The organism is Staphylococcus sp. MI 10-1553 (genome assembly GCF_010365305.1).
In the GTDB taxonomy this organism is placed as follows: domain Bacteria; phylum Bacillota; class Bacilli; order Staphylococcales; family Staphylococcaceae; genus Staphylococcus.
The window spans coordinates 2,103,478-2,121,500 of sequence record NZ_CP048279.1; the positions used below are offsets into that span (position 1 = coordinate 2,103,478).

Annotated in this window: 23 protein-coding genes; 3 read left to right on the forward strand and 20 right to left on the reverse strand. The window is 36.0% G+C overall.

Annotation, left to right across the window (positions count from 1 at the left end; genetic code table 11):
• Positions 1-7: 7 nt before the first annotated feature.
• The 6 genes from GZH82_RS09780 to GZH82_RS09805 all read right to left on the reverse strand — a co-directional run bounded on the left by GZH82_RS09780 (position 8) and on the right by GZH82_RS09805 (position 5,050).
• Positions 8-1,741, reverse strand: a complete 1,734-nt coding sequence (locus tag GZH82_RS09780; protein ID WP_162682333.1) for a lactose-specific PTS transporter subunit EIIC — start codon at positions 1,739-1,741, stop codon at positions 8-10.
• Positions 1,742-1,746: 5 nt separating this feature from the next.
• Positions 1,747-2,061: a PTS lactose/cellobiose transporter subunit IIA gene (locus tag GZH82_RS09785; RefSeq protein ID WP_096555582.1), complete on the reverse strand. Its 315-nt coding sequence runs from the start codon at positions 2,059-2,061 to the stop codon at positions 1,747-1,749.
• Between the two features lie 28 nt (positions 2,062-2,089).
• Complete coding sequence (gene lacD, locus GZH82_RS09790) at positions 2,090-3,061, reverse strand: tagatose-bisphosphate aldolase (protein ID WP_162682334.1); 972 nt, start codon at positions 3,059-3,061, stop codon at positions 2,090-2,092.
• A gap of 77 nt (positions 3,062-3,138) precedes the next feature.
• On the reverse strand, positions 3,139-3,654 hold the full coding sequence (gene lacB / locus GZH82_RS09795; protein WP_096544362.1) for a galactose-6-phosphate isomerase subunit LacB: 516 nt from the start codon (positions 3,652-3,654) through the stop codon (positions 3,139-3,141).
• 15 nt (positions 3,655-3,669) lie between these two features.
• A complete protein-coding gene (gene lacA / locus GZH82_RS09800) occupies positions 3,670-4,098 on the reverse strand; it encodes a galactose-6-phosphate isomerase subunit LacA (protein ID WP_162682335.1) in 429 nt (142 codons plus the stop codon).
• A 199-nt stretch (positions 4,099-4,297) separates the two neighbouring features.
• Positions 4,298-5,050, reverse strand: a complete 753-nt coding sequence (locus GZH82_RS09805) for a DeoR/GlpR family DNA-binding transcription regulator (protein ID WP_162682336.1) — start codon at positions 5,048-5,050, stop codon at positions 4,298-4,300.
• 305 nt (positions 5,051-5,355) lie between these two features.
• Between GZH82_RS09805 and GZH82_RS09810 the strand changes: the two genes are divergently transcribed.
• A complete protein-coding gene (locus GZH82_RS09810; protein WP_162682337.1) occupies positions 5,356-5,901 on the forward strand; it encodes a cysteine hydrolase family protein in 546 nt (181 codons plus the stop codon).
• Between the two features lie 108 nt (positions 5,902-6,009).
• Here the strand turns inward: GZH82_RS09810 and GZH82_RS09815 are convergent, their stop codons facing one another.
• The gene (locus GZH82_RS09815; RefSeq protein ID WP_096605708.1) at positions 6,010-6,912 is read right to left on the reverse strand and encodes a nuclease-related domain-containing protein; all 903 of its coding nucleotides are present in this window, start codon (positions 6,910-6,912) and stop codon (positions 6,010-6,012) included.
• A gap of 1,079 nt (positions 6,913-7,991) precedes the next feature.
• Between GZH82_RS09815 and GZH82_RS09820 the strand changes: the two genes are divergently transcribed.
• Together GZH82_RS09820 and GZH82_RS09825 are read left to right on the forward strand one after the other, a co-directional pair.
• A complete protein-coding gene (locus GZH82_RS09820) occupies positions 7,992-8,393 on the forward strand; it encodes a MerR family transcriptional regulator (protein WP_096605706.1) in 402 nt (133 codons plus the stop codon).
• The gene (locus tag GZH82_RS09825; protein WP_162682338.1) at positions 8,374-9,552 is read left to right on the forward strand and encodes an MFS transporter; all 1,179 of its coding nucleotides are present in this window, start codon (positions 8,374-8,376) and stop codon (positions 9,550-9,552) included. Before GZH82_RS09820 ends, GZH82_RS09825 begins: the two co-directional genes overlap by 20 nt.
• 323 nt (positions 9,553-9,875) lie before the next feature.
• Here GZH82_RS09825 and rpsI read toward each other — a convergent pair whose 3' ends face one another.
• From rpsI to GZH82_RS09890, 13 genes are all read right to left on the reverse strand, one after another.
• Complete coding sequence (gene rpsI / locus GZH82_RS09830; protein WP_037542446.1) at positions 9,876-10,268, reverse strand: 30S ribosomal protein S9; 393 nt, start codon at positions 10,266-10,268, stop codon at positions 9,876-9,878.
• 19 nt (positions 10,269-10,287) lie between these two features.
• Positions 10,288-10,725, reverse strand: coding sequence for a 50S ribosomal protein L13 (gene rplM, locus GZH82_RS09835; RefSeq protein ID WP_014613242.1), 438 nt, complete (start codon positions 10,723-10,725; stop codon positions 10,288-10,290).
• A gap of 208 nt (positions 10,726-10,933) precedes the next feature.
• Positions 10,934-11,737 carry a tRNA pseudouridine(38-40) synthase TruA gene (gene truA, locus GZH82_RS09840; protein ID WP_162682339.1) on the reverse strand — a complete coding sequence of 268 codons (804 nt, stop codon included), beginning with the start codon at positions 11,735-11,737 and terminating at the stop codon, positions 10,934-10,936.
• A 15-nt stretch (positions 11,738-11,752) separates the two neighbouring features.
• Complete coding sequence (locus tag GZH82_RS09845) at positions 11,753-12,556, reverse strand: energy-coupling factor transporter transmembrane component T family protein (protein WP_162682340.1); 804 nt, start codon at positions 12,554-12,556, stop codon at positions 11,753-11,755.
• A complete protein-coding gene (locus tag GZH82_RS09850) occupies positions 12,546-13,412 on the reverse strand; it encodes an energy-coupling factor transporter ATPase (RefSeq protein ID WP_162682341.1) in 867 nt (288 codons plus the stop codon). The genes GZH82_RS09845 and GZH82_RS09850 overlap by 11 nt, the downstream gene beginning before the upstream one ends.
• On the reverse strand, positions 13,409-14,218 hold the full coding sequence (locus GZH82_RS09855) for an energy-coupling factor transporter ATPase (protein WP_162682342.1): 810 nt from the start codon (positions 14,216-14,218) through the stop codon (positions 13,409-13,411). The genes GZH82_RS09850 and GZH82_RS09855 overlap by 4 nt, the downstream gene beginning before the upstream one ends.
• Positions 14,219-14,617: 399 nt before the next feature.
• The gene (gene rplQ, locus GZH82_RS09860) at positions 14,618-14,986 is read right to left on the reverse strand and encodes a 50S ribosomal protein L17 (protein ID WP_014613237.1); all 369 of its coding nucleotides are present in this window, start codon (positions 14,984-14,986) and stop codon (positions 14,618-14,620) included.
• Positions 14,987-15,002: 16 nt separating this feature from the next.
• Positions 15,003-15,947 carry a DNA-directed RNA polymerase subunit alpha gene (locus GZH82_RS09865; RefSeq protein ID WP_085236867.1) on the reverse strand — a complete coding sequence of 315 codons (945 nt, stop codon included), beginning with the start codon at positions 15,945-15,947 and terminating at the stop codon, positions 15,003-15,005.
• Between the two features lie 75 nt (positions 15,948-16,022).
• Positions 16,023-16,412 (reverse strand): 30S ribosomal protein S11, encoded by a 390-nt coding sequence (gene rpsK / locus GZH82_RS09870; RefSeq protein WP_014613235.1) that lies wholly within the window; start codon positions 16,410-16,412, stop codon positions 16,023-16,025.
• 24 nt (positions 16,413-16,436) lie between these two features.
• Complete coding sequence (gene rpsM / locus GZH82_RS09875) at positions 16,437-16,802, reverse strand: 30S ribosomal protein S13 (protein WP_014613234.1); 366 nt, start codon at positions 16,800-16,802, stop codon at positions 16,437-16,439.
• Positions 16,803-16,825: 23 nt separating this feature from the next.
• Positions 16,826-16,939 carry a 50S ribosomal protein L36 gene (gene rpmJ, locus GZH82_RS09880; RefSeq protein WP_002509257.1) on the reverse strand — a complete coding sequence of 38 codons (114 nt, stop codon included), beginning with the start codon at positions 16,937-16,939 and terminating at the stop codon, positions 16,826-16,828.
• 31 nt (positions 16,940-16,970) lie between these two features.
• Positions 16,971-17,189, reverse strand: coding sequence for a translation initiation factor IF-1 (infA, locus tag GZH82_RS09885; protein WP_001118443.1), 219 nt, complete (start codon positions 17,187-17,189; stop codon positions 16,971-16,973).
• Positions 17,190-17,354: 165 nt separating this feature from the next.
• Entirely contained in the window at positions 17,355-18,008 is a 654-nt protein-coding gene (locus GZH82_RS09890; RefSeq protein ID WP_086428200.1) for an adenylate kinase, read from the reverse strand.
• Between the last annotated feature and the right edge of the window lie 15 nt (positions 18,009-18,023).

The window sequence follows — 18,023 nt, forward strand, 5'->3', positions numbered from 1 at the left end:
TCTCCTTTTACTTAAATTGATCTTGTACGAATTTTAAAGCAGCTTGTCCATCACGAGTGAGATTAATGTATTCTACCCCTTGTGTTTTAGCAAGCTTTATTCCAAGTCTATCCGTGTCTCGTTTAATATCTTGATAGTTTGAAGCAACTTGTGGGGCTAAAATGACAAGATCGAAATCCTTCATAATATCCATATGTGCACCATAACTATCAGCAGCCGCTTTAACAGGAACATTATATTCTGCTGCAGCCTTATTTAAAGCATTGGCAAGCAATCCACTTGTACCTCCACCGGCACATAGTACTAGAACATTGGTTGGTCCTGTAATATCACTCACTGCACTTGAATCTTTGTCTTCTTTTACAGCTTGATCTGTCGATTTGTTTGCAGTAGAACCAAGAATAGCTTCTGCTTTTTTCGTATTAAAATTCTCTCCAACTTTTGCATGCAGTTCATTCGTACTATCTACACCTTTTAATTCATCTTCTAGAATTTGGTTATCATAAACTTTAAAGAATGGATAGTAAACAATCACATCAACAATAATTAAAGTAATAGCTAATACAAACGCCCATACTTCAAATCCTGTACCCATCACAATTCCTAATGGACCTGGTGTTGTCCAAGGTAAAAATACACTAAAACTATTCATACCTATAACATCAACAAAGAATTTGAAAATCCAAACGTTTATAATCGGTGCTGCAATAAATGGTATGAAGAAAATCGGGTTTAATACGATTGGTGCACCAAATAAAATAGGTTCATTTACACCGAAAAATGTAGGTACGACTGAAGCACGCCCAATCGCTTTATTACGTTTTGATTTAGACAGCCACATAAATATGAAAGGTACAACTAATGTCGCCCCAGTACCTCCCATTGTTACGATAAACATTTGTGTACCTGGTGTTAAGATCTTATCTGCATGCTCACCAGCGTGTAACAATTTAAAGTTCGTTTCGATATTGGCATAAGTAATGGCTGCGATAGCTGGTTCAACGATAGAAGGACCGTGAATACCAACAAACCAGAAAAACGCAAAAGCACCAAATATAATTGTAATACCCACATAGCCATCTGCAGCGGTAAATAATGGTTCAAAAGTTTTTAAAATAGATTCAGCTACATTTGTTTTATTCACTGATCTTGAAAGGATGTCTAATCCATACAATATTAAGATAACAAGACTGAATGGAATTAAATCTTTAAATACTTGTGAAATATTTGGTGGTACTTCTTTAGGCATTTTAATTGTAATATTATTTTTAATACAAATATTATAAATAAAAACAGTGATAAATGCAGATAAAAACGCTGTAAGCAAACCTTTTGTTCCCATAAAAGCATTTGCAAATCCACCTTCTTCAAGTGCATTTGAAGCTAAAAATAAGAAACCACTCATCGAAGCAAGCATCGTCGATATGAAGTTGATTTGGTTTGTTCTTTCTAATTTACGGTTGAATGAATCTGTAAGTGCTTTAGCAGTCGTTCCTGCAACAAACAACCCTACAATCCCCATTGTATAACCGTATGGCTTCATAATGAGCGCTTCCATTTCTTTACTCCACTTAAATCCAAATATATTCGGAACATAAGCAATCAATAAGAAAATACTTGAAAATAAAATAATAGGCATAGCTGAAATAAAACCGTCACGAATTGCTCTCAAGTAAATATTACGTGAGAGTTTTTCAAAAAACGGCTTACCTTTTTCAATTAATCCAATCAATTTGTTCATAGATGTCAGCTCCCTCGTTTGTACAATTCAATGATGTGTTTTAACATGTCTTTTAATAAAATTGTTGTCATTAAGTGATCTTGTCCATGCATCATGGTTACGCTGTATGCAATGTCATCACCAATTGCTTCTTTTTGTAATAAACTCGTTTGTGCTTTATGTGCATCCACAATACATTGATTACCTTCTTCAATCAGTTGTTCAGCTTTATCATAATCTCCGTCGCGCGCTGCTGATAATGCCTCTAAATATTTTGAGCGTGCATCTCCTGCGTAAGCTACAATTTCAAATCCTAACATAGTAACTTCTTCTCTATTCATAAATATCATCTCCACCAAAACATTAAAATTATAGTTTTTCCTTATATGAAACAGCTGTTTCTGTTAACACTTTGTTCAGTTCGCTTATATTGTCATAACCTTCAGTGCGTAACCATTCTCTAGCGGCTTCCTCTCCGTTCTCAATGTAGGCTTTGACTGCACCAGACCATGTCGCACGTCCACATAATACACCGTTAAATTTAGCGCCGGAATCATGAGCGAATCTTAATGTGTCTTGAAATAATTTTGCAGAAACTCCGGCACTTAAATAAATATAAGGAAGTTGTGTTGCTTCATCTTGCTGTTTAAAATACTGTGCCGCTTCTTCACGTGTGTACACAAATTCACCTTGACTAAACCCTTCGACATAATTCATATCTACAGGTACTTCTACTTTTAAAACATCTACTCCAAAACGTTCATTTGAAAATACACGCATCGCTTCAATGACTTTTCTTGGTTTTACCTTTGCGTACGCTTTGCTTTTGTTATCTTTAATTGAATCATCATAAGCTAGAATTTCTAAGAAGAATGGAATATCTTCTGCCTTACACTCTGAGCCAATTCTTTCAATATATGCTTCTTTTTGAACATTAATGTGTTTTTCATCATCAACATCATAATAGAGCAAAAATTTTACAGCTTCCGCACCTGCTTCTTTAATACGTTTAGCAGACCAATCTACAAGACAATCTGGCAAGCGCCCTTTAGCATTCGCATCATATCCTGTTTTTTCATATGCTAGTAGTAAGCCTGTAGATGCGTGTCTCACTTGTGTTGCAGGCAAACCATATTCTGGATCGAGTAAAATAGATGACGCATAAGGTGTGAGCTCTTCTGAAACTAATTTTTTTAATTGTTCCATATCTTTAACGTCAGGTTCAGATGTTTGAAATTGTGACATCATCCGTTTTAATGCACCACGTTGATCAAAAGCTAATGCTGATATGATTCCATTGTTGTCACTTAAGTGTGATAACAGTTCTTGTTTCTTACTCATATTTACACCTCTAAATTTAATAAGATATATACAATAAAATCGATAAATACACTTTAAATCTTTATATACTCAATCATTTAATCGTGATATTCTCCGTTATCCCACTTTTCTAAAAATTCATCAAAAAAGGAATCGTCCTGTTGCTCTTGATTAACTGATTCAACTTGAGCAATTTTTTCAATCAATCTTTTATTCTCTTCAGTAGGTTTATATTCCGCATTAATAAAAGCTTCGACAATATCACAAAGTAACAATCCTCCAATGATTTTGCCTCCGAATCCTATTACATTAGCGTTAAGTTCTTCCTTGGCATATAAAGCCGAAGACAAATCACGAACCAACGCTGAACGAACACCAGGCACTTTATTTACAGCGTTATTGATTCCAACACCTGTACCACAAATACAAATACCTAAGTCAGCCTCTCCACTTGTTACTGCTTCCCCCACTTTTTTGCCATAAATTGGATAATGTGTACGTGCAAAATCATAAGTGCCACAATCGAGAACCTCATGTCCCAATGACTTTAAAAATTGAGATACTTCCATTTTGGTATCTGTTACAATATGATCCGAACCTATTGCAATCTTCATGTAATGTTCCTCCTCTTATCCCATCTTATTTAACATATCCACACGAATTTGATGACGTCCCCCATCATAATGACCTTCAACAAATCCTTTTACGATATTTTCAGCTAAAGTTTGGCCAACGAGTGCTGATCCAATCGTAATCATTTTTGAGTTGTTGTGACTTCTCGTCATGTAGGCCGAACGTTCATCTGAAACTTCTGCAGCAATCATGCCTTTAATTTTTGTTGCAACCATAAAACTTCCTGCACCATACTCATCAATGACTATTCCTAAATTTTCATCGCTTTGCTGAACTTCTTTAGCAACTGCAACAGTAACATCCACAAAGTCTTCCAATTCTTGACTTGTAACATCTAAGACTTCATATTGGTGATTAAGTAAATAAGTTTTAATATGTTCTTTTAGGCTTAAACCATATTGATCGGCACCAATAATCACTTTCACAATGATCATCCTTTCTATACGCATGTTAAATCATACGTTTTTAAGCGTTTTCATTATTGGACAGTTAAATCATACAATGATTCAAACAAAATATCAACATAATTTGTTTGTTTCAACCCACATATAAACATTTATCATCATTTTTAAACAAAAAAAGACTCGGACGTCTCATTGTCCAAGTCTTTTATGCGCCTAATTATTAAATGATTTCAATATATTTCTGTAGATGTTGTAACTGTTCACTGTTTAAAGTGTTGGTAACCAATGCAGTTAAATCCTTCAGTTCGCAAAATGATACAAAATCTTCTTTTCCTATTTTGGAATCATCCGCTAAAATGTACTTTTCATTGGAGTGTGCAATAGCCAATTTTTGAGTGTATGCTTCCTCATAAGACGAGGTCATTACATCATTGCCTTTGATGCCATTAGCACTAAAAAATATTTTTGAAAAACGCATTTTCTCTAATAACATGTTTGCCATTTCGCCTACAAATGACTCCGTTAACTTTCTTTGCGCACCGCCTATTAAGTATACAGAAAATTGTTCCGATCTTTTATGTTCAAGGATGTGAAAAACTGGTAAACAGTTTGTCACTACAGATAAGCGTGTATTGGAAATTTCTTTTGCTAACATTTCAACTGTTGTACCAGGACCTAGAAAAATAACATTTCCATCTTCAATCAACTTTGCCGCTTTTTTAGCAATTTCTAACTTTTCTTCACTTTTTCGGGTATGTTTTTCACGGTGAGACATCTCTTTATATTGAGAAGCTTTATTACTTCTGGCACCCCCATGTATTTTCGTCAATATCCCTTGTTCCTCTAATTCGATTAAATCCCGTCTTACAGTCATATCGGACACATTCAAGTCTTCCACAATATCCGTAATACGTATGGTCCCTTTTTCGTTTACGCGTCGTGCTATCTCATCTAGTCGTTCATATTTGTTCAAACATTTCACACCTTTAATATCTAACTATTTTATATTGATTATACGTCAATTTAACATATTCAAACTTGTATTATCATAACCATACTACAAAATGTTCAAAAAACAAACAAAAATAGTTTTTCAAACAAATTCAAACATAAATAAGTCGATAGTGTAGTAATACTTTCGTTAGTCATCAATGGAGCGGATTCGACTTAAATTCACCTGTTAATCAGCGCTTTGTGATTGTCTAGAGTAAAACGTATCATTTTAACTTTATGAAACGCTGATGTATGATAAATCATAATAACTAAGGAGGGACAGCCATGACAAAACACGGTTTATTAGTCATTGATGTTCAAAATGATTATTTCAAAGGAGGTAAAATGGCGCTCCATCAACCCGATAAAGCACTGAGAAATATTCAACAACTTGAACAGGATTTTAGCGCTAAACATTTGCCTATCATCTATATCCAGCACATCAATACGAAACCCAACCCAACATTTTTTGAAGCAGACACAGAAGGCGTGGCATTGCACTCTGAATTAGCAGTTCAACCAGAAAGTATCATTATCGAAAAACATTTTCCGAATAGCTTTTTTCAAACAGAACTTCAAGAAACGCTTCAACAACACGATATTGATACTTTAGTGATTTGTGGCATGATGACACATATGTGTGTAGATTCAACGACAAGAGCCGCTTCAGAACTCGGTTACAACCCGATACTCATTCATGATGCTACAGCGACAAAAGCTTTATCGTTTAACGGTCATGATGTGGATGCGAATGACGTGCAACACGCATTGATTGCATCCTTAACCAACTTTTCAACGGTCATGTCCACTGACGAATGGCTCGAATTATAGTGCATGAGATCCAATAAACCATGGCACGCCACATACAAAAAGTAGGAAAATAGCATTTCCATTCTGCCATTTTCCTACTTTTTATAATCGCTGTTATAAGTCATTATCCTATAGCATCATATTTTCTTTTAACTTTGTTGCGACTGCGTTGATATCATCCGCATTCATATATTTCTTGCTGTTTTTAATTTTATCATCAAAGTACGCTACCAAATGTTCGATTTGATTAACGGCCTTAATTGGATTATTTTCTTCTGAACCATCAAAGAAAATATAATGGTCTGCTTCCGCTTTATAATTAAAATAGACTAATCCATTCACATAATACTTTTTATTGAAGTAATGATACACCTTATAAATAGACTGTCTGACTTGTTGATAAGGGTTCCCATAATCTAATACTTCAAATTTACCATCTTTATCAGACTTAAGTACAAAAGTTTTATATGCTTTTTCAAACTTATCATTAAACAAGTATTTCTCTAAAAATCTATATGGTGTCCCTTGCAATGCTTCCTTATTGGTATTATAAAATATATCCCCTTTCCAAGTCTTTGTTTCAATCATAAATATCCCATAATCACAAACCACCACATGATCGATTTGCCTTACATTCTCGTCACTGAAAAGGATATTGTCTATAATATGATATTGATTCACTATCCCCCTAGATTTATAAGATTCAAAAATATGAGACAAATCTCTTGATGCCATCACTTCACCGATATTATTTGAAAAAATCTTATGCTTGTTAAGTGTCTCTTTTAATTGGATGTAATTTTTCTCTAACTGTTTAAAATCTGTTTCGATTTCACCTTTACTCAATTGATAACTTTCCAACGTTTGAATATGCGTGTCAACCTCAGTTTCTTTCTGCTCTAATTTCTTTTCATATTGTTGTTCGATTGCCATTCTTTTATGCATCTCTTCTTTTACCATCGCATTTGTTCTTTTTAAGACAAATACTAAACCAAGAATCGTTATCATGAGTATGATTATGACGATTACCATACCACTCACCTCATCAGTCAATTATTTTTCCCCGTGCGCATTCTCTATTTAATTGCACCCCATTTTTATATCCATACTGAACTACTTTTATTCAACATTTTTTAATCCATGTCATGCCATCATTGCATGAACGTACAGTGTCATTTTTATTTGATACAAAATATTTAAATATATACGTACATATCGTTTCGTTACTTATAAAGACAAATCCAATCTCAAATGAGTCATCTTTATTTATATGAATTATTTCATCACTTCAGTTCCCCCCATACACACTCACCTCCTGAATCACTTTATAGGTTTTTAATTTTATTACCAGATTCCCCGTCACTTATATTAAATATTATATTCATTATATCGAATTTTCAGTCATATTTCTCTATCAATTTTTCCATGTCTTTTGTTTTTGAGAGCTTATTTTTTATATTGTATGCACGCTCATTCGGTGCGTTGGTTTACCCTGTAGCTCATTGAATTGTTTGAATTTCACTTCATTAAATCATTACAAAATGGCTATCACTGATGCATACAATCCAACATACGATTAAGACCTTCATTTCATATATCTTTGAACATACTGCTATCGAATCCCTTGTATCGACTATCGCATACCTTGATTAATTTTTTGATTACATAGCATGGGTTTAAATATCATTTAAGGCTAACTAAATAAACAGTTGACCCGTGGTTCGTTACATCATTGCGTATCACATATCATCAGAAGCGCGCTATACAAAAAATCCAATGAAGTATATTTGATGCATTGCGTTTTTTACAGATTTTGAAGAAATGCGTACTTTTCATACAGATGCCTTTCATGAAGAAACGGTCTAACAATGTTAAATGAAGTGGTTGTTCGATTGACTGTTTTAAAATGAATGAGAAAATTATCATTTCAAAATTGTCTTGAGGCGGAAAGAAAATCATTCTTTTTTTTGCTTGACCTTCACACAATGTTAAGGTTTATGCTGATGTTATCAAAGCGAGGTTAATCAAAATAAGAAAATCGCTCTAGTCAATATAATAACGAGCGTGATGATAAGTAAACTACAAAAAGGAAAGATTGAGGAGGTTATCAAATGAGAATTAGTGAACTTTCTAATAAGACCGGAGTCAGTATGCGTTCCCTTCGCTATTATGAGGAAAAGGGGTTAATCCAGCCAAAACGATTACATAATGGTTATCGCGATTATGATGAATCTATTTTAGAACAAGTCAAAACGATTCGGCTATATTTTAATTTAGGCTTAAGCATAGCTGAAATACAAGAAGTTGTTAACTGTGATCCATTCGTATTTCCATATCAAACATTTATTTGTGATGATGTGATGGCGCTTTATCAAAATAAATTAATAGAGGTAGAACAGCAATTAAAGACATTAACAGAGATACAATCACGCTTGAAAAGTAGAATTCAAAAAATAGAAGAATTAAGAGAAACAATGAATAGGAGTGAAGTAAATGACGAAAGCAAACCATAAATGGATTTTGATTGCATTATTTATAAGCGTTTTTACTATTGGGACATCAGAATATGTGATCATGGGAATTTTACCCGTTATTGCAATAGATTTAAGCATTACCATCCCCACCGCAGGACTCCTGGTTACTGGCTATGCCTTAGGTGTAGCTATCGGTAGTCCTTTAGTAACAGTATTGACCAGTCAATATTCTAGAAAAAAATTACTTGTCGGATTAATGCTCTTTTTTACATTCAGTAATGTGATGGCCGCATTGTCCATTTCTTTTGGATTTTTAATCACTGCAAGAATTTTATCTTCTTTGATTCATGGCACATTCTTTGCAGTTGCCACAGTTATTGCTAGTCAAACAGCGGCTAAGGATAAACAAGGCTCTGCAATTGCTACTGTTGCAGCTGGATTAACCCTGGCCACCGTCTTAGGAGTTCCTTTAGGCACATTTATCGGTCATGCTTGGGGGTGGCAAATCACTTTTGGAATTGTGACAGCTCTTGGAATTTTAGCAAGTCTTTTATTGACTTTGCATATTCCTAGTAATATCCCGTTCCAATACCAGTCTTTAAAATCAGAATTAGGAACCTTTAAAAATCCGCAAGTTATTCTCGTATTGTTGGTTACTATATTTGGCTTTGGCGGTGTTTTTGCTTCCTATACTTATATCGCGTCACAACTCGAAATATTTGCTGGATTTTCAGCAGAAGCCATTACGATGGTTTTATTTATATTCGGAATCGGATCATTCTTAGGAACAATCACAGCGGGAAAATTTGCTAATCGATCACTTATCCCAGCATTAATTATAACATTATTACTATTAACTATTGTTTTGACATTATTTACTTGGACCGTTCATGATAAAATACTTGCTTCTGTTACTGTTTTTATATTTGGGTTCACCGCTTTTGCAACGGCACCGTTATTACAAACAATCATTATTCAAACTGCCAAAGAAGCGCCAACTTTAGCAGCAACAGTCAATATTTCCGCATTTAATTTAGCTAATGCTGTTGGCGCATATTTAGGTGGTGCAACAATACGCGCAGGTTTCGAAATGTCCTCGGTTAACTTAACAGGAGCGATCATAACGATGATAGGTTTGGGATTTTCCATTTTTTTATTGATACATGGAAGGAAATTAAAAAAACAACAAAATAAATAACAATATTTTCTGTCAGTCTTCGATATACACATCCAACAACCTTCATAGTTACTAATTTGTAATTATAAAGGTAGTGACCCATTGTTTACACGAGATTTTGATGCACCTCAACATCATGATAGGTTCTATTATTTTGAAAATGCGATGGCTTTATTGAAATTTTGTAATATAAATCTAGTCACTGAATTTCGACAAGACAAGATGTCAATCACACCGATTTAAATTTTCACTAAGTAGAGGAGGATTTAAAGGTAATATCTATACAAAAAAGCACCTCTCGCGTATTTTCGAGAAGTGCTTTAAATATTGATATAACAACAATATTAACGTTTTGAGAATTGAGGTGAACGACGGGCTTTTTTAAGACCTGGTTTTTTACGTTCTTTCATACGTGGGTCACGTGTTAATAAACCAGCACGTTTTAATGAACCTCTGTATTCCGGATCAGCTTCTAATAATGCACGTGCGATACCGTGACGGATTGCTTGTGCTTGACCAGTGAAGCCACCACCGTGAACGTTAACTAAAACGTCATAGTTACCTTTAGTTTCTGTTACATCGAATGGTTGGTTTAAGTCTAAGATTAATGATTCGAATGGTAAGTATTCACGTACATCACGATCATTTACTTTAATGTTACCTTCACCTGGTACTAAACGTACACGTGCTACTGAGTTTTTACGACGGCCTGTGCCTCTATATTCAACTTGTGCCAATGTCATTTCCTCCTTCTAATTAACCACGTAACTCGTAGTTTTCTGGTTGTTGTGCAGCGTGTGGATGTTCAGCGCCACCATAAACGAATAATTTTTTACCTTGTTTTTCACCTAAACGTGAACTTGGTAACATCCCTTTAATTGATGTTTCAAGTAAACGTTCTGGGTTTGTACGTTTTAACTCGCCAGCTGTGATTGATTTTAAGCCACCTGGGTGATTTGAGTGGCGGTAGTAAATTTTATCGTTTTCTTTGTTACCAGTCAATTCGATTTTTGATGCGTTGATGATGATCACGTAGTCACCTGTGTCAACGTGTGGTGTGTAAGTAACTTTATTTTTACCGCGTAAGATAGCTGCGACTTCTGATGATAAACGACCTAATGTTTGCCCTTCAGCATCGACAACGTACCATTTGCGCTCAATGTTTGATTCATTTGCCATAAATGTTTGACGCATAATTGAGTCCTCCTAGTGAATAAATGTTTCTATAGTTTTTGGGTGATTGTACGAAACAATCCAGTGCGCTATTTATTCCGTTAGCTGTTGCTCTTTCCTGCTTATATATCTTGTAACACAATAAGTTTCCGGGGCTTATCGTGGGGTGATATAAAACAATACCGTTAACTATGATATAGGTTTTAGCGCATAAAGTCAATGTGTTTCGTTAAATTTGTGTTGATTTTTTATAGTGAATTTGAATGTCATCTCCAAAGTCTGCTATTAACTGCTCTGGCGCTAAATAAATCTTCTCTAAATACAGTCCTTCTGCGGGTGCTGTATGGGGGACAAGATTTCTATCTTGCTGCGCTAACAAGTTGGGAACGTCTTCAGCTGAACGTTTCTCTTTGCCCACTTCTAATAAATACGCCATAATGACACGCACCATATTGTACAAAAATCCTGATCCTGAAATCACGAAATCGATACCGTCCGCGGTCTGTTCAATGCGACTTTCATATATCGTGCGCTCTTTGCTTTCAACTTCTGTTTTTTGTGAACAGAACGTCGTAAAATCATGTGTACCGACGAAATATTGCGCCGCACGTTGCATTGCTTCAATGTCTAATGTTTTCGGCTCAAATGTTTTCAGTTGTGACCAAAACGGATTGCGATGTGTAGCTTGATAAATGCTGTAACGATAGCGCTTCCCTACACAGTCATAGCGACAATGAAAGTTTTGATCAATAAAAGAAACTTCATGAACATAAATATCATCAGGCAATGCACTGTTCATCGCATGTTGCCAACGTTTGGGCATGATGTTTAAATGCGTATCAAAATGAAAATATTGCTCTTTTGCATGTACACCGCGGTCCGTTCGACTTGATGGATGAATCCGTACATGTTGTTGATGCATTCGCTTTAATATTTTTTCAAAGTAACCTTGAACTGTTCGTCCTTGATTTTGAATTTGAAATCCTAAAAATTGTGCACCGTTATAACTGATTTTAACGAGGACACGTTGCATAATATCGTCCTTTCTTTAAAAAGTATGGCCTAACCATATAGAGACCGCTGCAATTGGAACGAGGCTGATGATTAATAATGTGTCTTTCAGCTGCCATTTTAAAATCCGATAACTCGTACGTTCTGCATTTGCATCATACCCTCTCACTTCCATCGCAATGGCAAGTTCTTCTGCACGTTGAAATGCGGATATAAACAATGGAATGAGTAATGGAATGAATGCTCTAATTCTCGCCATCAATGAGCCTGAACTAATATCAGAGCCTCGTGACTTTTGAGACAGTATAATTTTATCTAGCTCTTCCATCAATGTTGGAATAAAGCGTAGTGCAATCGACATCATCATACTTAACGCTGCTACAGGAATTTTAATATATTTCAATGGTTTAAACAGACGATCAAATGCATCAGTCAAATTCAATGGACTCGTTGTCAATGTCAAAATCGTTGAAACAATCATAATAAACCCAAGTCGTAGCACGATGAATATCCCTTCTCTAATTCCGTTCGAATCAATGGTAATGAAGCCCCATTCAATCAAACGCGTGCCCCCTTTTGTAAGAAACAAGTGCATGATAAAGGTTAAAATTAAAAAGAAGAACACTGGCAAGAGTCCTTTGATGAGAAACCAAAATGGAATACGCGCGAGTTTAGTGATTGTGAGTAGTATAAGTGCAAGCCACAAATAACTTAATGGATGATAACTTAAAAAAATAATGATAATAAATAAAAATACAAAAATCAGTTTCGCGCGTGGATCGAGCCGATGTATGACAGTATCTAGAGGGAGAAAACGTCCAATAATTAACTTATCTTTCATGACGTTGCCTCCATCCTTCATAAATCTCCACAAACGATGCTTCTGTTAATGCTAACTTGTCGAACTGGACACCTAATTTTGCTTCTACATCACGCTGTAAACGCACAATATCGGGTAGACACAAGTGCAATGCATTGACATCATCAGGACGTTGAAAAAAGTCATAAGGCGTCGTGGATTCAATTAAAGTTCCGCGCTGCATAATTTTAAGCTCATCTGCATATTGAGCGACATCATTCATATCATGCGTCACTAAAATTATCGTTTTGCCTTCTTCTAACTGCAACTTTTTAAATAACGTCATCACCTGTGCCTTACTTCGTGGATCTAACCCTGCTGTCGGTTCGTCTAAAATTAAAATGTCAGGATCCATCGCTAATATGGCAGCGAGCGCGACTTTACGCATTTGTCCTCCCGAAAGTATAAATGGCGACTGCTGCATAATTTTCTCTGCATCAAAGCCCAATTCACCGAGTAACATCATCGCTTTGTCACGTGCTTCGTCTAAGTTCAGTCCATAATTTCGAGGTCCGAATAGCACTTCCTTTTCCACAGTCTCTTCAAACAACTGTGATTCCGGAAATTGAAAAACCATACCTATCCGCTGACGAATGGATTTCAGATGTTTATCTTTCGTTTTGCGATTGACGGTGACATCTAACACTTGCACCTTTCCACGCGTCGGTTTCAGCAAGCCATTGAAATGTTGAATCAACGTTGACTTGCCTGAACCTGTTTTCCCGATAATCGCATAATAACGTCCTGGCAAAAATTCTGTTGTGATTTGATTCAACGCTTGATATTCATACGGTGTTTTCTTTTGATACGTATACGAAACTTCTTCAAATTTAATCATGTCAACCGCTCCAATAATCCTTCATAAGTCATAAACGACTGGCTAATGTTCAACTTTTGAGCCATACGCATCTCAAAAGGCAAGTTCAAACCAATCTCTACTAACGCCTCGCCTTGCTCAAAAATCTTTTCAACCGTTCCATCTAAAAACACTTCGCCACGATTCATCACAATCACGCGATCTGATGACACGACTTCTGACAGGTCATGGGTAATCGCAATCACCGTCACACCTTTGTTTTGATTGAGTGCTTTCACCATCGCCAATATTTCACGTCGACCTTCTGGATCTAACATCGCTGTCGCTTCATCAAAAATAATCAGTTGTGGCAAAAGTGCTAACACACTCGCAATTGCGACACGTTGTTTTTGTCCACCAGAAAGCGCAGTCGGTTCATGGTGCTGTTTATCATACATATCCACATCTTTGAGCACTGAAGGCACGATTTCATGCATCTCATCATAGGATAGCCCTTTATTTTCCAAGCCAAAAGCGACATCAAAACTCACGGTCGAACCGACAAATTGATTTTCAGGATTTTGAAACACAATACCGATATGGTGAAGAAAAGCAGAACGGTCGACGCCTTTTATAGAACTTCCATTAATACGGATATCCCCTTCATAACCTTGTTCAATACCTGTGAGCAGTTTCGCTAATGTCGATTTACCTGAGCCGTTATGACCTACAATGGATAACCAATCTCCTTTTTTAACTTTGAATTGGATATCATTTAAAACTTTCGGTTGATCCTCATGATATTGAAATGAAACGTGATCAAACTCTATCAAGTATTCGTGTTCCATTTCTAGCGCCTCCTTTGTGTGCTAATATGACTATTTTACAAAAAACAGCGTCATTTGTATATGTATCGGAAATGTTTGACGTATATTCAATAAAATCGTGATAACATCTTAGCTTCTTTATGAATATTTTACACACGTTATCCGTCGACATAGCGTCATGCAAAAAAGGGTATGAGACCATCCACCATCTCATACCCTTCCTTTATTTCATCTGTCATGGTTAATCGGTTAATCAATAACAGCCCATCATTAACATAAAAAAGCGCGCACCCCATCTTAATTGAGTTCACGCTTTGTCGTCAATATTAAGTTAGATGGGGTACTCTGAGCTAGACAATATTTGTATGTGGCAAACATTATCGTTGCACTCATTTGCTTTCATGTAGTAGTGTGTATCAATTATACTAATTCAATGATTACTTTTAACGCGCCATCGCCTTGACGTGGAGCAACTTTAAGAATACGAGTGTAACCACCTTGACGCTCTTGATAACGTTCAGCGATTTCACCGAATAATTTTTGAAGTGCAGTTTGAGTCGTTTCATCTTCGTTTAAGATTTGAACGTTGCGTAATGTTTTAGCAGCATTACGACGAGAAGCTAAGTCACCTTTTTTACCTAAAGTGATTAATTTTTCAACTACGCTACGAAGTTCTTTCGCACGTGCTTCAGTCGTTTCGATGCGTTCGCTAACGATTAATGATGTTGCTAAATCACGTAACATTGCTTTACGTTGATCTGAAGTACGACCTAATTTTCTGTAACCCATGAGTTAACCTCCTTTATCAATCTTCTTTTCTTAGACCTAAACCTAAGTCTTCTAATTTATATTTTACTTCTTCAAGAGACTTACGACCTAAGTTACGAACTTTCATCATATCAGCCTCTGATTTGTCAGCAAGTTCTTGTACTGAGTTAATACCCGCACGTTTAAGACAGTTGTATGAACGTACAGATAAGTCTAATTCTTCAATAGACATTTCTAATACTTTTTCTTTTTGATCTTCTTCTTTTTCAATCATGATTTCTGCATTTTGTGCTTCGTCAGTTAAGCTTACGAAGATGTTTAAATGCTCAGTCATAATTTTAGCAGCTAAAGATACTGACTCTTGCGGTGTAATTGAACCATCAGTCCATACGTCTAATGTCAATTTGTCGAAGTCAGAACTTTGTCCCACACGTGTGTTTTCAACTGTATAATTCACACGCTCTACTGGAGAGTATAATGAATCTACTGGAATCACACCAATTGGAAGATCACTTGAGTTATTTTGATCAGCTAATGCATACCCACGTCCTGTATTCGCAACTAAACGTAACTTAAGGTGACCACCTTTAGACACTGTCGCAATTTTAAGATCAGGGTTCAAAATTTCAACATCACTGTCATGCATGATATCTTTTGCAGTGACTTCGCCTTCTTCTTTAATATCGATTTCAAGTGTTTTGTCTTCTTCTGAATAAATTTTAAGCGCTAGCTTTTTAATATTCATGACAATTGTTGACACATCTTCAACAACATGATCAATTGCTGAGAATTCGTGTAGCACACCTTCAATTTCGATATACTTCACAGCCGCACCTGGTAATGATGATAGTAGGATACGACGTAAGGAGTTTCCTAGTGTAGTACCATAACCACGCTCTAATGGTTCAACAACGAACTTACCGAATTTAGCATCATCACTAACTTCAATTGTCTCAATTCTAGGTTTCTCAATTTCAATCATTTACATATCCTCCTTAAGTACGTCGACTTGCATAAACTTTAAATTCAAGTGATTTGTGACAAAACGAAAATTTAATTATACGCGACGACGTTTTGGTGGACGGCAACCATTATGTGGAACTGGAGTAACGTCTTTAATCGCTGTTACTTCTAAACCTGCTGATTGTAACGCACGGATCGCTGACTCACGACCTGGGCCAGGGCCTTTTACAGTTACTTCAACTGATTTTAAACCATGCTCCATCGCTGCTTTTGAAGCTGTTTCAGAAGCCATTTGTGCTGCGAATGGTGTAGATTTTTTAGAACCTTTAAAACCAAGCGCACCTGCAGATGACCATGATAAAGCATTACCGAATTCATCTGTAATTGTTACGATTGTATTATTGAATGTTGAACGGATATGAGCCACACCGTTTTCAATATTCTTTTTCACTCTACGTTTACGTGATACTTGTTTACGTGCCATAGTATAATTTGCCTCCTTTACCTATTATTTTTTCTTGTTAGCTACAGTTTTAACTGGGCCTTTACGCGTACGAGCGTTGTTTTTAGTTTTTTGACCGTTAACCGGTAAACCACGACGGTGGCGGATACCACGGTAAGATGAGATTTCCATCAAACGTTTGATGTTTAAGTTTGTTTCACGGCGTAAGTCACCTTCAACTTTATAACCGTCTACAACTTCACGAATACGACCTAACTCATCGTCAGTAAGGTCTTTAACACGTGTATCTTCTGAAACGTTTGCTTCTGAAAGGATCTTTTGTGCTGATGTTTTACCGATACCGTAGATATAAGTTAATGAGATTACTACGCGTTTATCACGTGGGATATCAATTCCTGCAATACGTGCCATTATAATTTACACCTCTCTTTTAATTAACCTTGTTTTTGTTTATGCTTAGGGTTTTCACAGATTACCATGACTTTACCTTTACGTTTAATGACTTTACATTTTTCGCAAATAGGTTTTACTGATGGTCTTACTTTCATTTTTATACCTCCTTCAATGTTGGAGTGACAATTATTTATAACGATATGTGATTCTTCCGCGTGTTAAATCATACGGAGACATTTCTACTGTTACTTTGTCGCCAGGTAGAATACGGATATAGTTCATACGAATTTTACCACTCACATGTGCTAGAATTTCATGACCATTTTCTAATTCTACTTTAAACATTGCATTTGGTAAAGTATCTAATACTGTACCTTCAAGTTCGATAACGTCTTGTTTTGCCATTTGGAATAACGCCTCCCTTTTGTTGTAAGGATATAGAATATTTATTCATGAACGGTTTACTTTGGTTATACTCACTTTTACACAATCGTTATAATGCCTTGTCACCATAAAAATCAATTTATGCTATCAAAGTTAACGACTGATTAAAAAGATTTCACCAAGCCGTTATGATTTAAGTGACTCTAATATTTCAATCACATCTGATGTAACTTCATCAATGTGTTTTGACCCGTCGATGTTTTTCAAAAGACCTTTTTGACTGTAAAACTCTAAAATAGGTTTAGATTGCTTTACATTCACTTCTAAACGGTTCGCAACAGTTTCAGGGTTGTCGTCTTCACGTTGATAAAGCTTACCACCATCAATATCACAAATACCTTCAACTTTTGGAGGATTGAAAACTAGATGATATGTTGTGCCACAAGTCTCGCAAATACGACGACCTGTTAGACGATTCATTAATTCTTCTTCTGGCACCTCGATATTCACAACTGCATCAATCGTTCTTCCAAGTTCTTCTAGGATTGAATTTAATGCTTCTGCTTGCTCAATCGTACGAGGAAATCCGTCTAATAAGAAACCTTTTTTTGCATCGTCTTCAGAGATACGTTCTTTTACAATCCCAACTGTAACTTCGTCTGGTACAAGTTCACCACGATCCATATAGGATTTCGCTTCTTTACCAAGTTCAGTTTCATCTTTAATCGCTTTTCTGAACATATCCCCCGTTGAAATGTGAGGAATAGGGTACTTTTTAATGATTTCACTCGCTTGAGTTCCTTTACCAGCACCAGGTAATCCCATTAAGATAATGTTCATAAGTGCCCTCCTACA

What these genes read in the sequence shown, in the direction of transcription:
- GZH82_RS09785 (WP_096555582.1), bottom strand. Translation starts at nt 2,061, where the DNA reads ATGAATAGAGAAGAAGTTACTATGTTAGGATTTGAAATTGTAGCTTAC.
- truA (WP_162682339.1), bottom strand. Translation starts at nt 11,737, where the DNA reads ATGCAACGTGTCCTCGTTAAAATCAGTTATAACGGTGCACAATTTTTA.
- GZH82_RS09845 (WP_162682340.1), bottom strand. Translation starts at nt 12,556, where the DNA reads ATGAAAGATAAGTTAATTATTGGACGTTTTCTCCCTCTAGATACTGTC.
- rplM (WP_014613242.1), bottom strand. Translation starts at nt 10,725, where the DNA reads ATGCGTCAAACATTTATGGCAAATGAATCAAACATTGAGCGCAAATGG.
- rpsK (WP_014613235.1), bottom strand. Translation starts at nt 16,412, where the DNA reads ATGGCACGTAAACAAGTATCACGTAAACGTAGAGTGAAAAAGAATATT.
- rpmJ (WP_002509257.1), bottom strand. Translation starts at nt 16,939, where the DNA reads ATGAAAGTAAGACCATCAGTAAAACCTATTTGCGAAAAATGTAAAGTC.
- rpsM (WP_014613234.1), bottom strand. Translation starts at nt 16,802, where the DNA reads ATGGCACGTATTGCAGGAATTGATATCCCACGTGATAAACGCGTAGTA.
- GZH82_RS09855 (WP_162682342.1), bottom strand. Translation starts at nt 14,218, where the DNA reads ATGGAACACGAATACTTGATAGAGTTTGATCACGTTTCATTTCAATAT.
- lacB (WP_096544362.1), bottom strand. Translation starts at nt 3,654, where the DNA reads ATGAAGATTGCAATAGGTTCGGATCATATTGTAACAGATACCAAAATG.
- infA (WP_001118443.1), bottom strand. Translation starts at nt 17,189, where the DNA reads ATGGCAAAACAAGACGTTATCGAACTTGAAGGTACAGTATTAGATACT.
- GZH82_RS09865 (WP_085236867.1), bottom strand. Translation starts at nt 15,947, where the DNA reads ATGATTGAAATTGAGAAACCTAGAATTGAGACAATTGAAGTTAGTGAT.
- GZH82_RS09815 (WP_096605708.1), bottom strand. Translation starts at nt 6,912, where the DNA reads ATGGTAATCGTCATAATCATACTCATGATAACGATTCTTGGTTTAGTA.
- GZH82_RS09820 (WP_096605706.1), top strand. Translation starts at nt 7,992, where the DNA reads ATGAGAATTAGTGAACTTTCTAATAAGACCGGAGTCAGTATGCGTTCC.
- rplQ (WP_014613237.1), bottom strand. Translation starts at nt 14,986, where the DNA reads ATGGGTTACAGAAAATTAGGTCGTACTTCAGATCAACGTAAAGCAATG.
- GZH82_RS09850 (WP_162682341.1), bottom strand. Translation starts at nt 13,412, where the DNA reads ATGATTAAATTTGAAGAAGTTTCGTATACGTATCAAAAGAAAACACCG.
- GZH82_RS09825 (WP_162682338.1), top strand. Translation starts at nt 8,374, where the DNA reads ATGACGAAAGCAAACCATAAATGGATTTTGATTGCATTATTTATAAGC.
- GZH82_RS09890 (WP_086428200.1), bottom strand. Translation starts at nt 18,008, where the DNA reads ATGAACATTATCTTAATGGGATTACCTGGTGCTGGTAAAGGAACTCAA.
- lacD (WP_162682334.1), bottom strand. Translation starts at nt 3,061, where the DNA reads ATGAGTAAGAAACAAGAACTGTTATCACACTTAAGTGACAACAATGGA.
- GZH82_RS09810 (WP_162682337.1), top strand. Translation starts at nt 5,356, where the DNA reads ATGACAAAACACGGTTTATTAGTCATTGATGTTCAAAATGATTATTTC.
- GZH82_RS09780 (WP_162682333.1), bottom strand. Translation starts at nt 1,741, where the DNA reads ATGAACAAATTGATTGGATTAATTGAAAAAGGTAAGCCGTTTTTTGAA.